The organism is Acetatifactor sp. (assembly GCF_982438285.1).
In genome coordinates this window covers 1-14,643 of the sequence record NZ_CEWDFQ010000039.1, presented here as the reverse complement: position 1 = coordinate 14,643, position 14,643 = coordinate 1, and the positions used below count along the sequence as shown (strand labels likewise).

Here is a 14,643-nt window from a genome sequence, read left to right as displayed (position 1 = left end):
CCCTATACTGTTCTTATTGTGTTAGGTGTGAATGTTTTTTTGATTTTTCTGATCTATATGATTGCCAATTCCAAGCTGCTGAAATCCGTCAAGCCGATTACAAACGGCATACAGGCGCTGCCTTCGGGCGAGCCTGTTTATGTCAAGGAGAAAGGGCTTCTATCCGGCCTTGCCGCTAAAATCAATCAAACATCTGATATTCTCCAAAGGCAGAAGCGAAACCTGCAAAGAAAAGAGACAGCAAGGGCAAACTGGATTTCCGGTGTATCACACGACATCCGCACGCCTCTTTCTATGGTCATGGGATATGCCGGACAGATTGAGGACAACGAAAGCCTGCCGGAAAGCGAAAGAAAAAAAGCACAGATTATCCGTCAGCAAAGTATAAAAATGAAGAATCTCATCAATGACTTAAACCTTGCGTCCAAGCTAGAATATAATATGCAGCCAATGGATCCAAAGCCTGTCAATCTCGTAGCGGCTGCAAGACAGAGTGTTGTTGATTTTATCAATTTGGGTATGGAAGAAAAATATCCCATAGAGTGGAACACGGACGAAGCACTGTCGGCCTGCGTCATAAAGGGAGATAAGGAATTGCTGAAACGGGCAATCGGAAATCTGATTACAAATGCTCAAGCTCACAATCCTGACGGCTGCACGATTTCGGTATGGGTTGAAAAAAGCAGTGATGAATACAAAATTATCATTGAAGATAACGGCATAGGCGTTACGGATGAAAAGCTGGAAAAGCTCAGGACTACGCCCCACTATATGATGAGTGACAATGGAACTGCCGAGCCACGGCACGGTTTAGGACTTTTGATTGTAGGACAGATTGTTTCCGCCCACAAAGGAACAGTATCTTTTGATCACGGAAAACAAGGGGGATTTGCTGTTACTATGGCATTTCCAATCAACAATAAGGAAAGCGATGAATTAAGGCAGTAAAGATAATTACCTAATAACAATGGCAGAATTAAAAAAATGCTTTGGAACACTGAGATTTACAGAAGTCAAGTCATATCTGAACAGCGGCAATGTGGTTTTTTCAAACGATGCGGATAGTCCCGTCGATTTAACCAACAGAATCGAAGCAATGATAAAAGAACAATTTGGTTTTGACGTTCCGGTTTATTTCATATCGAAAGAAGAACTTGAAGATATTTTACAAAACGCACCTGACTGGTGGGGAACTGAAAACAAGGAAATCTATAATAATTTGATCTTTATTATCCCGCCGGTTACTTTTTCTGACGTGTTTAATGAGATCGGAGCGCCGAAAGAAGAATTCGAAAAGATACAGGACTATAAAGAGGTGATATTTTGGTCTTTTAGCCGCAAAGATTATCAAAAGACAAACTGGTGGTCAAAAACGGCAAGCGCAAATATCAGCAGCAAATTGACAATAAGAACGGCAAATACCGTCAGGAAAATCGTTGGAATGTGACTGTCCGAAAAACCGGAGAAGCAGTTTTGCTCTCTCCGGTTTGTTCTATTGCACGGAAATATTACTCTTTTCCAACCAGGTCTTAAATTCCATCCGCTCAGTGCTCCTTCTGCCTGGTAAGAGACGCAGAAAGCCTGTAGGCTCTGGGCGTACAGCCATATTTTTTTTGAAATATCCTGTGAAAATAGCTGATATTGTCATATCCCACTGCCAGCGCCACCTCCATAACCGACATAGAGGTCGTCCCCAGCAGATACGCCGCCTGGCCAAGCCGCTTGGCCTGCAAAAGCTCCGTATAGGTTTTCCCGGTACGCTTTTTGATTTCCTTTGACAGCCAGTACACATCATAGTGGAGACTTTCTGCCAGCTCTGAGAGCTCTCCGTCCCGATAATGGGATTCAATGTAGCTTAACACCGTGATAATCAGCTTCTGCCGTCCGCTGCCCTCATCCGTCTCCAGCTTATCCATGCAGTTCATCAGCTGCAGGAACAAAAGCCCCATGGTGGCCTGGTTGATGCTGCGCTTATTGGGCTGCCTGTGCATAATGGTCCAGATCAGATTTTCCACAAGATTCTGGACTGGGAGAATATCCGCCACCTTAAAATGAAGATAACCGTTGGTCCCATTTTCCCCCCGCAGACAGTCTATGATAAAGTCCCGCAGCAGATTTTCCTCGGTCTCCATCATTTTCAGTCCATAATCAAAAAATTCAGGCAGGATTATAAAATTTACCGCTATGTCATTCTCCCCCGCCGGATAAATTTCCTGGGTCACTCTCTGGTTTAGAAACAAAAGCTCTCCCTGTCTCAAAACTACTTCCTCTCCGTTTACAATATGCCTTGTGCTGCCGGAGCACATATAAATCACTTCTATATAATTGTGTGTATGCTTCGGAAAATGGACAAAGCGTGTGTGGGTCCGCACCTGTATCATCTTTCCCGCCTCAAGAAGCTTTTTGGCGTCAATCACATCCGCTTCCGACGACATATACAGACTTTTTTCAATTTCCTGTGTCCCCGAAAGAATCTTCTGTTCTTCCGGAGTAATTTTTTTCAGCTCTCGCAATAGTTCTTCCGTCATGTTCAACTCCATTTCTGCACTGACCCTGGCGTTATGCTGCTTTCATGAAGATTTTTCTTCCTAAAATTGTAAAACCATCAAAATATCATCCGAATAGGTTCCATCATCGTATCTGTTGGCATTCGGAATTCGTCCACATTCCGTAAATCCCAAGCTTTGATATAAATGACAGGCTCTCTTATTGTCGCTTACTACTGTCAATTCAGCTTGTGAAAAACCAATATTCTTGATTTCTTGCAAAAGCACATTCAGCATAATTCGCCCCAGACCGAAACCTGTATATTTTTGATAAAGCGCTATTCCGATTCCAGCTCGGTGACCTGCTCTTCTACTTCCAGCTTTGCTTTGAAACGAACAGTTTCCTGCATATTCCCCATCCACAAATGCCAATATCAGCATCGCATCTTTTGCCTCATTATGCAGCTTAATAAACTGTTCCTCTTGTGATTGCGTATATTCTATTTCGTCCGGCTCACACATTAAAAATCTTGTCTCACCTGTTACAGTTTTCAGATAATCAATCAGCATCTGTGCTTCATCCAGTCTTGCACTGCGAAGTATGATTTCTTTGTCATTTAATGTATATCTATGTTCTGCTAATAACATATTTGTGCCTCCTATTGAAATGTATAATCCTGCTTTCACAGGCGCTTTATTTTCTTCATAATATTTCTTCAGGAATTCTTTTGTGTACTTGCGCAATTCTTCCTGATTATAACGTTCATTTTGTCTCTGCCTTTTTATAACCCCTGCAGCCATCCACAACGGCTTACCTACACTCAGCCATTCCCCTCCCTTTTATTTAGCAGAATGCTGCACGAAATGTCAAGATAAGGATTTCCCCATGTTGTTTGCAAATTTTATAAACTTTTTATTGACGTACTGCACATTTTCCGATAGAATAAAAATCGTATCTATCATATGGGAAAGGAGAAACATACATACGCCATGGACGACGGAGACAGTAACACCGGAGATAATTATCCTGTTTGCTATATATTGAGCTTAGTAGGACATAGCCTGTGCTTACGCGAATGATACGGTATGCAGCAGGTTGTGTCTTTTTGTGTTTTACAGCGTTTTATATAGCATTCTTAAGGAGGATTTACTTTGGAAGATTCCATTTTTTTAATGATTTTATTACAGATCGTTTTTATTGCACTGAACGCAGTTTTTGCCAGCGCCGAGATCGCTGTGATTTCCATGAACGACAGCAAGCTGGCCAAGCTGGCCGCAGAAGGCAATAAGCGTGCCATACGCCTTGCCAGGCTCACCAGCCAGCCCTCACGCTTTTTGTCCACCATTCAGGTGGCTATCACGCTGTCCGGCTTTCTGGGCAGTGCCTTTGCATCGGAAAACTTCTCCGATATGCTGACAGACTGGCTGATCTCTCTGGGTGTGCCCATTCCGGCAAAAACCCTGAACACCATTTCCATGGTGGTAATCACGATCATCCTGTCTTACTTTACCTTGATTTTCGGTGAGCTGGTTCCCAAGCGTGTGGCAATGCGCAAGGCAGAGGCTCTGGCTCTTGGCATGGCCACCCTGCTCAGCACCATTGCAAAGCTCTGCACCCCCATTGTTGCTTTCCTCACCCTGTCCACAAACGCAGTGCTGCGGCTTCTTGGGATTGATCCAAACGCAGAGGATGATGAGGTCAGCGAGGAGGAAATCCGAATGATGGTGGACGCCGGCAGTGAAAAGGGCGCTATTGACCACCAGGAAAAGGAATTTATACAGAACGTTTTCGAATTTGATGATCTGACTGCTGGAGAGATTGCCACCCACAGAACGGAAATCACCCTTCTTTGGCTGGAGGAGTCCACAGAGGACTGGAAAAACACCATTTACAACAGCAGACACACACTCTACCCCATCTGTGATGAGTCCGCAGACAACATTGTGGGCATTTTAAATGCTAAGGACTACTTCCGTCTGGAGGACAAGAGCCGGGAGTCCATTATGAAAAATGCAGTGAAGCCCGCTTATTTCGTTCCTGAAAACGTAAAGGCCGATGTGCTTTTCCGCAATATGAAGCACACCCGCAATAATCTTGCCGTGGTTTTAGACGAATACGGCGGCATGAGCGGTATTATCACTATGAACGATCTTCTGGAGCAGCTGGTGGGAGAATTTAACGACGATGAAACCGTAGAGGATGAACCTCTCCCCATTGAGCCTATTGATTCCAAAACCTGGAAAATTCACGGCAGCGCCTCTCTGGATGATGTGTCCAAGGCTCTGGGCGTTCCTCTCACCTATGAGGACTGTGATACCTTTAACGGTCTGGTGTTCGGCGCTCTGGGGACTGTTCCCCAGGATGGAAGTGTTGTGGAGGTGGAGACACCGGAGCTTATGATCAAGGTCACCGACATACAGGATCACCAGGTGGAAACAGCCATTGTCTGCTTAAAGGATCCCGCTCCGGCTCCTGAGGATGAGGAAAAAAGCGCATCCTAGGTATTTCAATGTTTGAAAAAGCTTATAAAGAAAAGGCCTGCTCCAAGGAGCACCCAGGCAAAAATACAGCGCACCTTGCAGGTGCGCTGTATTTTTATCAGTTAAGGGGCTATGCCCGGCATCTCACCCAAAGAACGACAAAGCCGCAAACAGTGAGGACATCAAAGACGCCACCAGGGAAACCACTGTAATCTGTGTGTTAATGGAAGGGCCTGCAGTATCCTTAAAGGGATCTCCCACAGTGTCGCCTGTAACGGCTGCCTTATGGGCCTCTGAGCCCTTTCCGCCTTCATTTCCTGCTTCAATGTACTTCTTTGCATTATCCCACAATCCGCCGGCATTTGACATGAAAAGCGCAAGCAGAAGTCCGCTCACAATATTTCCTAACAGGAAGCCGCCGATGGCCTGGGGGCCGCCGATAAAGCCTACCACTATGGTGGCAACAATCGCCATGCCGCCTGCGGGAATCAGTTCCTTTAACGCTCCCTGTGTGGCAATATTGATACATTTGTCATAGTCCGCCTTCACGCCCGGCTTTCCTTCCTTCAAGCCTGCGATCTCCCTAAACTGCCTGTGGATTTCCGCCACCATTCTCTGTGCGTTTTTGTCAACGCCAAGCATCAGCATTGCCGAGAACACTGCGGGGATAGCCGCTCCTACCAATGTGCCGAAAAATACCGTGGGGTTCATGATGTCAAAGCCTGTGATCAACTCCTTCCCCAGGGCTGCGAGGGATTCGTTTACCTCCGACATATACGCGCCCAGAAGGGAAATGACCGTAAGACCTGCCGCACCGATGGCAAAGCCTTTGGTTACAGCCTTTACGGTGTTGCCTGCGCTGTCAAGCTCATCTGCCGCCCGTATGGTTTCCTCACCAAGGCCGCCCATTTCCGCCAGGCCTCTCGCATTGTCAACGATGGGACCGTATGCGTCATTGCTGATGATCATGCCCACAATGGAAAGCATACCCACTGCCGCCATGGCAATTCCAAACAGCGCATATCCCTCTCCCAACGGCTCGCACAGCTTGTAGGCTGTAAGCGCAGAGATCGCGATTCCCACCATAGCAGGCAGCGAGGAAATGAATCCGTAGGAAATACCAGATAGAATCGTAAACGCGGAGCCTGACTGGGATGCGTGGGCTACCTTGCGCACGATAGGCTTGCTGTCATCGGTAAAGTAGTCTGTGGTGATGCCGATGATTACGCCCACGATCAGTCCCACTGCGGAAGCCCCCCAGATTCTCCACTGAAAGCCTTCAAAGAGGAAGGTAGCTGCAGCTGTCAGAATCATAAACACTGCCGTTGTGGTGTATGTAGAAGAGTTTAACGCCTTGGTGGGATTCCCCTCCTTACCCACTCTCGCACAGGCGATGCCGATAATGGAAGAAATCAGGCCAAGGGCCGCATAGCAGAACACCATAGCCGTATTTACGCCGCTTCCTCCGTCCAGCGCCTGGGACATTACCAGAGCCGATGCCATGGCCGCCACATTGGAATCGAACAAATCTGCTCCCATTCCGGCAACGTCGCCTACGTTATCACCTACATTGTCAGCGATTACAGCAGGGTTTCTGGGATCATCCTCCGGTATTCCCAGCTCCACCTTTCCTGTCAGGTCTGCGGACACGTCCGCTGTCTTTGTAAAAATTCCGCCCCCTGCCTTGGCAAAAAGCGCAAGAGAGCTTGCTCCAAAGGAAAAGCCCAGCAAGATGGAGGCGTCCGCCGTAATCATCAAAACCGCCATAACACCCAGCAGGCTGAAGCCTACCACCGCAAGGCCCATGACAGCTCCGCCTCTGAATCCGATCAAAAAGGCGGGCTTGATTCCCTTCTGCGCGCCTTCCGCCGCTCTGGAGTTTGCCAGAGTGGCAACCAGGATACCGATTTTTCCCGCCAGAGCCGACAGCGCGGTTCCCGCCAGGTAAGAAATCGCCATGGCTATATTATCCCCTATATTCCCCTCCCATATGGGACTCGGCAGCAAAATCAGAATAATCACAGCCGCAACACCTGCAAATTTGGCAAGCACACCGTACTCCTTGCGCATAAAGGTATTGGCCCCTGCGTGAATCAATTCTGATACCTCAATAATTTTTCCATTTTCTGTGGGCTGCCGCTTCACCCAAAGATACAGGTAAACTGCAAAGGCAAATGCAATTACCACGGAAAAAAATGAGATGACATAAATGAGCTGCAAATCCATACGTTCTCCTTTCTGTTTTCCGCCTGCTCAAGCAGAAAACCAATCATTCTGCCAATCGTTCAAGCCGCTTTTGTTTCTGGCCATATTGTCCAAAAAAAGCAGCTAAAAAACCGATTTGCTAGTAATTATAAAACAAATTTGTTTTCTGGTCAATGAGATATTTTGTCAAAAAAATACAAAAAGCGGCATATCTTCATCCGCTTTTTGCAAGGCAATTCCTATTATGCTATTCTCCGGACGCGGGAGCGCTTACAATTTTATCAATTAGTCCATAAGCAAGCGCCTCCTCAGCGCTCATATAGTAATCCCGCTCGGTATCTTTTTCTATTTCCTCCAGAGACTTTCCAGTATTTTCTGAAAGAATCCTGTTAAGCCTTTGCTTATTCCTTTGAATGTGGTCAGACATTATCTTGATATCCGAGGCCTGCCCCTGTATCCCCTTCCCGTGTACCGCAGGCTGATGTATCATAATCTCCGCATTTTGCAGCGCCATACGTTTCCCCCTGGCGCCTCCGGCTAACAAAAAAGCTCCGAAGCTGGCAGCCAATCCTACACAAATAGTAGAAACATCACATCTTACATACCGCATGGTATCGTAGATGGCAAAGCCTGCGCTTACAGAGCCTCCCGGGCTGTTAATGTACAGCCGGATATCCTTATCCGGATCCTCCGCCTCCAAAAACAAAAGCTGCGCCACCACAAGAGCTGCTGTTCCATCATTTACTTCTTCTCCCAGAAAAATGATTCTATCCGCCAGAAGCCGGGAAAATAGATCATAGCTTCTCTCTCCCTTTGCAGTCTGCTCTATGACATAAGGTATCTGATTCATGCAGCCATCCTCCTCAGAGAAAAATGAAGGGTATGTCCCTTCCCGGCAGAGGATTCCGCCAAAAGCAAAATTGCTTTTCTATAGTCCTGAGGGGTGCAATGATACCGCAGGCGAAAGGCATGGTCAAATGCCTGCTGAGAACCATAATTTGCCTCCTGCGCAATCTGTGCAATGGTTTTTTGGGTCTCCGCCAGTTGTTCTGCGGCCTTGTCCAGACGCCTCCCCTGTATATATTTGTATACAGTACACCCTGTGCCCCTGGCAAACGCTCTCGCAAGATAGCCTTTTGAATAATGAAGCTCTCTTGCAACTCCTTCAAGAGTCAGTTCCTGATCCAGGTTTTTTTCAATATAAGCCTTGGCCTTCTCTATCATATCAGCCTTCTTTTGCAGATTCATATCCTTCATTCAGACATTTCCTCCGTTTTTATTTAGCATAACATTCAAAAACGGCAGCTGTCTGCATAAAAATTGACCACTTGTCACCCCTTTGTGATTTCCCAAAAGGCCACTGCGCTTGCCGCCGCCACATTCAAGGAATCCACACCATGAGCCATGGGAATACGCACAACATAGTCGCAGGCCGCCACCGTCTGCGGCGCAAGCCCATCCCCCTCTGTTCCCAGCACAACCGCCAGCCGCTTTTCCTCCTTAAGCCTGGGATCGTCCATTTTCAGGGCATCCTTGCTCAGCGCCATGGCTGCGGTTCGAAAGCCCAGCTCCCGCAAAAGACGGATTCCTTGTTTGGGCCATGCCTCTTCCTCCGGTTCCCCGTCTCCAAGAAACGTCCAGGGTACCTGAAAAACGGTTCCCATGCTCACCCGGATCGCTCTCCGATACAAGGGATTGCTGCAGCCCGGAGTCAGCAGAACCGCATCCATATTCAGAGCTGCGGCAGACCGGAAAATAGCCCCCACATTGGTGGGATTCTCCACCTCCTCCAGTACAGCCACCCTTTTTGCATGGGCACAGACCTCCCTGACAGAGGGAAGCGGGGGACGATACATGGCGCACAGCATGCCCCTGGTCAGCTGGAACCCCGTCAGCCTTGTGAGCACCTGAAATTCTGCCGTATAAACAGGGATTTCCCCACACCATGCGATCAGCTCCCCGGCCTGTCCCTCCACATGCTTTTTCTCCGCCAGAAAGGATATGGGAACACAGCCCGCATCCAGCGCACGTGCAATCACTCTGGGGCTTTCTGCAATAAAGATGCCCCCGCCCCCATCCCGGCAGTTTAAAAGCTGGTTTTCCGTAAGTCTGGCATAAATATCCAGCTGCGGATCTTCAAAGTCAGTGATTTCAATAATATGAGGCATGGGCTTCATGGTCAAAAAACTCCTTTGCATCTGAAAATTTACTCCATCAGCCCCTTCAAATACTGCAGCAGACTGATTTTGGCGCCGCTTTCCACAGATGCCACTTCACAGCTCCATTCTGTGTCTATGGCGATTTCCAGCTGCGTGTAATATCGTTTCCGCCTCTCGGCGCTTTCAATCGGGTTTTTCTCATAGTACCTGCTTTCCTCACCGGAAAGGGAAGGAAATATGATCCCCACATTTTCACAGTCATATAAAAGAGCGTAGGCCAAAACCTGCAGTCTGTCTCCCCGCGCCGACTTTCCGCCGGATAAGCTTTTATATTTTACATCAAACACAAGATACTTCCCGGTTTTGGGATGGTACAGTATAATATCCGGTTTTACCGTGCCGCCAATATAGCTGGAATACGCGCCGCCTCCCTGGGCGAGCACCTTTGACTTATAGTCATATTTTAAAATACGCATCTGATCTGACTGGGAGGTATAGGTTTCCACTCCGGCACGTTTCAGGTATGACCGCACATACATCTCAAACAGCTTGTTCATGGAAACGGCATAGGGCACCACATAGCTTGTAAAAGCAGATTCCCCATTGGCCTCCAGCGTAATCTCATTTAACACCATCTTAGCCGCGTTTATCACCGGTTTATAATATACATAACAGCCCGTGGTTTTTATCTTTCCCAGGTCTTGTCTGGTAATCCTGGTATAGCTCACATGGGACAACGCGTTCTGGCAATATGCAATCATATCCCTGAAGGAATTTTTATTTGCGCTGGTCTGGCCCAAGTACTTGTTCAAAAATAAGACTGCCTTTTGCAGCGCCGCCTTCAGCACTCTGTTTTCAAGAATGTCCTCGGAATATTGCAGATACCGGCAGTAAATCCTGTCATCCCGCCCCCGCAGTGTGTTCAGTCTGATGTTCTTCTTAAACAGAATATTTCCCTTGAGCTTTCCCACCAGATTTTCTTCCCTGGTGATCATCTTTCCCATTAACGGCCTTGTACAAAGATTTTTCAGCAGTGATAAAAACACTGCTGCTGTGATAATACTGCTTTGCAAGGCTGTATTGTCCTCTATGTAAATTGGGTCCTCACAGTCAAAAAAATGAAACAGCTCATTGTCCTTTAAGTCCTCAAGCTCCCGGTCCTGCGCATTAATCCTGATGGTCTGAGGAGCCAGATAGCGCTCAAACTCATCGTCCTGGCGAAGTGCATGGAGCATTTCAACAACGGAAAGCTGAAATCTTGGCTCTATTTTCAGGATTACTTCTCTTCCATCCCGGGACAGAATCCGCTTCCCGTCCACCGCCTTTAATCTGCAAAGCCCCACATAATTGCCGGCGTAGATTCTCCCATTCACACGCCTTATTCCAAGATTGACGCACTCATCGTTTCCTGCAAACTGTATGCTGTCCACATCCACTTTTTCCTGCAGCTTATCCAATGGACTATTGTCCCGGGCACAAAAAATAATCTGATGCTTTGCCCCTTCCTTCCAGCAACCTTCCCAACCCATTTGATGCACTCCCATACCGCTCCTTTAAGGCTCCTCTATCAGCTTTTCAAAAATTTCCCTCACCCTATGCTCCTCGTAATTTACATTGATTTCGCCGGTAATACAGCCAAGCAAGCCGGACCAGCCGTCCTCTGACGCATCCCCCGTCTCAAACTGAAACATACCGTCCTTAAAATATTCCCTCAGAATCGGCAGAATTTGGTATTTGAACCGCAGATAAAGCTGCTCTTTTGTGGACACCATAAAATAAGTATGCCCAATCTGCACGTCATCCTTATAATACTCCGGATTCAGATTACCTGCATGAAACAGCTTTTCCACCTCTTCAAACAGGCGCAGGGCCTGGCGGTTCACAGCTCTCTGTTCATTTTCTTCCTCCTCATCAGCCCCTTTGGACAGCTTGAAGTTCAATATGGCATTGGCGTCCGGAAGCAGGGAAAAGAAAAGAAAACGCCTTCTGATGGCATAATCAATTCCGCCAATAGACTTGTCGGCTGTGTTCATGGTTCCCAGAATATATAAATTATCCGGCAGAAGCACCTTATTGGAATTGTCTACCGTATAAGGCGTAGCCACACCCTTCCCCCTGTATTCCAGACCATAAATCAATTCGCCGAATACCGTTGCCAGATTGGCCCGGTTGATTTCATCAATCACAAGAAAAAATTTTGTGGTCTGATACTTGGGGCTGGCCGCCAGCCTGGCCATGCTGCCCAGCACTTTATTGACCGTATCGTAGGATATGGCAGACCCGGCCCCGGAGCTGTCTTTTACAGTGCTGACCTCAATTCCCCGAACAAAATCCTCATAGCCATAGGAAGGATGAAACTGAACAATATCCCAGGCTATGGCAGGAGTCTGTCCCGGATGAGTCTCCTCCCACTCTGCTATGGCATCCTCCTCCTGATAGCTTTGAATCTGAAAGCTGTCCAACTCCTCATCCGAAAGAAGCTCCTCGTTCCTCTCGCCTTTGCCCACAAATTTCAAATATTCTCTTGCCGAATAGGTTTTTGAGGTTCCCGGAGGCCCCTGCAGTATCATCTGATGTATCCCAAGCAGCTCCATTGCCCTTGCATACTCGCCGTACTTCTCAACCCTGTCCACTTTATATACTCCTTCCACCTTAATAGATTGGCCCTTCCACTCTATGAGGTCTCCCTTATCCTTCCAAAGCAGCGTCAGCTTGGAAATGGCCTCTCTGAACACTCTGTTTCTCTCCAGATTTACCTCTGCCTCATCCGAGCCCGAACCGATCTGCCTGACGATTTGGGTAAATCGTTCAAACTCCTCTCTTGCAAAGGCTCCAAGCAGCCTTATGTTGTCGTCCTCCGGATAATCCAGCAGATATCCGTCACAGTTTTTGATAAGCCCATTATAATAGCTTCGCAGAATGCGAAACATAATGGAATTGGGAGAGGAGGAGCCTCTTTCATTTTCATAGGCATCGGAATTGAGAGACTCGTCCCATCTGGTATATTCCTTGGGCTGCATCTCGGCAGCCGCCGCATAATCTATCCCGTCAATGGTCAGCACATCGTCCTTCTGGGCAGAATAGAAAAATCTCGGCCTTTTGGGCGCGCCGGATGCTGTGACCGTGGTCCCATAGGTATATAAATCCCTGTCGGCTCTTTTCACATAAAGATAGGCCGGTACGGGAAAATAGCGGACTATCCCGTCCAGCTTCCCGCTTTTTCGAACCAATACGCCGGGATGAAACAGCATGGTGTCGGCTATTTCCGTATCCGTAAGCAATCCCTGTGTTTTGATCCGGGCAATGAGATTTACAATGGGACGGTGGGTCAGCGCTTCCCTGTAATAAACATCGGCAGTGACATCATTTCTGTATCCCGTAATCCTGTCCATCCCCGCAAGAACAGGCTCCTTGCTGTATGCCCCTGTCACAAGCCTTTCCAGTGCATCTATTTCAATTACGGCGGTGGCATCCACCACCCCATCCTTCACATATTGCTTCAACATTGGTATCACCTGATACCGCATAACCAAAGCCACAGGCGCTTGAAACATACCATGCCCCAAAAGATATCTTTCCCGCTCCTGCCAAGTCAGCTGGTATCTATGGCGCAGGTTTTCCTCCACCACCCGTCTGGTTCTGTAAAACATGGCATTCGGTGAAGTATCGTATTCCGGAAAAATCTCCGTTGCGCCATCCTCCAGAAAGCGATAGTCATTTTCAAGGGTATAACTGTAAAAGTGCCTGAAAAGACTGTAATCAAAGGGTTCCACACTGTCTATGGCAGTACTGTAGGTTGCAATCAGGTAAAGATTGGGAGGCAGATTTCTTTCTCCTTCACAGCTCTTTTCTTCCCCTCTGCCTGGTTCCATTCGGGAAAGAACATCTCCCAGTATTCCCGTGATGCTCCCCCTTCCGATATCATCCAGAATCAGGAAATATTTTTTATTTTCTTTTGCGCTCCAGCTTTTCTTTGCCTTTTTCAGCACCTGTAAAAATACCTTGTCCTGGCTCTCCCACGCAAAAGAACCTCCCTGGGCACACATGGAAATTCCCCTCACAAAATCCTCATAGGAAAAGGAGGGGTGGATGGGAACCAGCTCTGTGAGGATTTCGTAGCTTTCCCCACTGTTTCCCCAAAACCCCTGGGCATTGTACCTGGGCAGCCCGCACTGGGCGGCCACAGCCTGGGCAATATAGGTTTTCCCCACAGCCATAGGGCCGGACAACAGCAGATATTTACTGTTGTCTACCACTTCACACAGCTGGCAGACAAGTTCTTTTGTAGCCTTTGTCATGGCTCGTGTCCTGACCTTTGTCATGCTTCTCCCGTTTTTTCTCCATCAAAGTCTATCCAGCACCTCCGCTGCCGCAAGGCCGATACATCTGGCCAGTGCAGGGGGCACCGCATTGCCTATCATAATATAGGTATCCGTCTGGGTTCCAACAAAATCAAAATCATCATCAAAGGACTGCAGCCTTGCCGCCTCCCTGGGGGTTATGCAGCGGCTCTGTCTGGGATCATAATGAATGAATCGGTTCCCGTCACGGTCAAGATGAGAGATAATTGTGGTGCTGGGCTCATCCCTTCGCAGAACATGATATCTGTGTATAGGAGATTTTGCCCCCACACGCTCCTCATACAATTCGCTCAGGGCCTTGCTGTTGGTGTATTTTTTCTGTCCCGATTCGATATCCTGGGCCAACATCCTGTATATTTCGATATCCCGCAGGCTGTGTCTGCGGGCAACATGCCATGTAGTATCACATTCCGGTTTTGTAAAGGTGATCCGTTTTCCGGGCTTGCTTCCCTCAATGACAGGATAAGCCGGCGGCAGGTCCCCAATGGCTTCCTCCACTGTCTTTTTTTGCTCCGTCTTATATTGGGGCAGAACGCTTGTATAAAAATCATGTAAAAGCTTCTGTGGCTCTTTGACAAGCCTGCGGTCTATTCCCAGTAAAATTAACCGCTCTCTGTGCTGTGGAACGCCGTAATCGCTGGCGTCAATCTTCGCATAGGTTCTCAGATCATCCACAATTTCATAGCCGATACCCTCAAATCCTTTTCTGATCAATTCCGTTATAGGCGTGCCGTCGGGAATTGCGCTTAACATACCCGGCACATTCTCAAATATAAAGGCCTTTGGACGATAACGGCTGACCACGCTGAGATAATGCTCAAACAAATAGTTTCGATAATCGTTCCGCATGCCGTTTTCATCCTTTACCCGGCCCGCAACGGAGTATGCCTGGCAAGGAGGCCCGCCGATTATAATGTCAATCCCGTCTGCCTGCTTCACGAAATAATCCAG

General features: G+C 47.7%; 12 protein-coding genes. 3 read left to right on the top strand and 9 right to left on the bottom strand.

What is annotated here, in order from left to right; genetic code table 11:
* Positions 1 to 948, top strand: a 948-nt coding sequence (locus AC1WIP_RS03445; protein WP_481140496.1) for a sensor histidine kinase, incomplete at its 5' end; no start/stop codon positions are given.
* Positions 949 to 967: 19 nt separating this feature from the next.
* Positions 968 to 1,447, top strand: a complete 480-nt coding sequence (locus AC1WIP_RS03440) for a DUF1697 domain-containing protein (protein WP_481140495.1) — start codon at positions 968 to 970, stop codon at positions 1,445 to 1,447.
* Between the two features lie 97 nt (positions 1,448 to 1,544).
* On the opposite strand, the gene AC1WIP_RS03435 is transcribed toward AC1WIP_RS03440, so the two are convergent.
* A complete protein-coding gene (locus AC1WIP_RS03435) occupies positions 1,545 to 2,528 on the bottom strand; it encodes an AraC family transcriptional regulator (protein WP_481140494.1) in 984 nt (327 codons plus the stop codon).
* A gap of 60 nt (positions 2,529 to 2,588) precedes the next feature.
* Entirely contained in the window at positions 2,589 to 3,287 is a 699-nt protein-coding gene (locus AC1WIP_RS03430) for a GNAT family N-acetyltransferase (protein WP_481140493.1), read from the bottom strand.
* 351 nt (positions 3,288 to 3,638) lie between these two features.
* On the opposite strand from AC1WIP_RS03430, the gene AC1WIP_RS03425 reads away from it, so the two are divergent.
* Positions 3,639 to 4,988 carry a hemolysin family protein gene (locus AC1WIP_RS03425; protein WP_481140492.1) on the top strand — a complete coding sequence of 450 codons (1,350 nt, stop codon included), beginning with the start codon at positions 3,639 to 3,641 and terminating at the stop codon, positions 4,986 to 4,988.
* A gap of 123 nt (positions 4,989 to 5,111) precedes the next feature.
* Here AC1WIP_RS03425 and AC1WIP_RS03420 read toward each other — a convergent pair whose 3' ends face one another.
* The 7 genes from AC1WIP_RS03420 to AC1WIP_RS03390 all read right to left on the bottom strand — a co-directional run.
* Entirely contained in the window at positions 5,112 to 7,193 is a 2,082-nt protein-coding gene (locus AC1WIP_RS03420; protein ID WP_481140491.1) for a sodium-translocating pyrophosphatase, read from the bottom strand.
* 226 nt (positions 7,194 to 7,419) lie between these two features.
* On the bottom strand, positions 7,420 to 8,022 hold the full coding sequence (locus tag AC1WIP_RS03415; RefSeq protein ID WP_481140490.1) for an ATP-dependent Clp protease proteolytic subunit: 603 nt from the start codon (positions 8,020 to 8,022) through the stop codon (positions 7,420 to 7,422).
* Positions 8,019 to 8,429 (bottom strand): helix-turn-helix transcriptional regulator, encoded by a 411-nt coding sequence (locus AC1WIP_RS03410; protein ID WP_481140489.1) that lies wholly within the window; start codon positions 8,427 to 8,429, stop codon positions 8,019 to 8,021. Before AC1WIP_RS03410 ends, AC1WIP_RS03415 begins: the two co-directional genes overlap by 4 nt.
* Positions 8,430 to 8,503: 74 nt before the next feature.
* Positions 8,504 to 9,340, bottom strand: a complete 837-nt coding sequence (locus AC1WIP_RS03405; RefSeq protein WP_481140497.1) for a TrmH family RNA methyltransferase — start codon at positions 9,338 to 9,340, stop codon at positions 8,504 to 8,506.
* Between the two features lie 38 nt (positions 9,341 to 9,378).
* Entirely contained in the window at positions 9,379 to 10,860 is a 1,482-nt protein-coding gene (locus AC1WIP_RS03400; protein ID WP_481140488.1) for a 5-methylcytosine restriction system specificity protein McrC, read from the bottom strand.
* A gap of 24 nt (positions 10,861 to 10,884) precedes the next feature.
* On the bottom strand, positions 10,885 to 13,653 hold the full coding sequence (locus tag AC1WIP_RS03395; RefSeq protein ID WP_481140487.1) for an McrB family protein: 2,769 nt from the start codon (positions 13,651 to 13,653) through the stop codon (positions 10,885 to 10,887).
* 21 nt (positions 13,654 to 13,674) lie between these two features.
* Positions 13,675 to 14,643 (bottom strand): DNA cytosine methyltransferase (locus tag AC1WIP_RS03390; RefSeq protein ID WP_481140486.1); only part of this gene is annotated, 969 nt, incomplete at its 5' end.

Bases quoted from the DNA above. Each gene is read 5' to 3' on its own strand.
- AC1WIP_RS03440 (WP_481140495.1), top strand. From the start codon at position 968: ATGGCAGAATTAAAAAAATGCTTTGGAACACTGAGATTTACAGAAGTC.
- AC1WIP_RS03435 (WP_481140494.1), bottom strand. From the start codon at position 2,528: ATGACGGAAGAACTATTGCGAGAGCTGAAAAAAATTACTCCGGAAGAA.
- AC1WIP_RS03430 (WP_481140493.1), bottom strand. From the start codon at position 3,287: ATGGCTGCAGGGGTTATAAAAAGGCAGAGACAAAATGAACGTTATAAT.
- AC1WIP_RS03420 (WP_481140491.1), bottom strand. From the start codon at position 7,193: ATGGATTTGCAGCTCATTTATGTCATCTCATTTTTTTCCGTGGTAATT.
- AC1WIP_RS03415 (WP_481140490.1), bottom strand. From the start codon at position 8,022: ATGAATCAGATACCTTATGTCATAGAGCAGACTGCAAAGGGAGAGAGA.
- AC1WIP_RS03410 (WP_481140489.1), bottom strand. From the start codon at position 8,429: ATGAAGGATATGAATCTGCAAAAGAAGGCTGATATGATAGAGAAGGCC.
- AC1WIP_RS03405 (WP_481140497.1), bottom strand. From the start codon at position 9,340: ATGCCTCATATTATTGAAATCACTGACTTTGAAGATCCGCAGCTGGAT.
- AC1WIP_RS03400 (WP_481140488.1), bottom strand. From the start codon at position 10,860: ATGGGTTGGGAAGGTTGCTGGAAGGAAGGGGCAAAGCATCAGATTATT.
- AC1WIP_RS03395 (WP_481140487.1), bottom strand. From the start codon at position 13,653: ATGACAAAGGTCAGGACACGAGCCATGACAAAGGCTACAAAAGAACTT.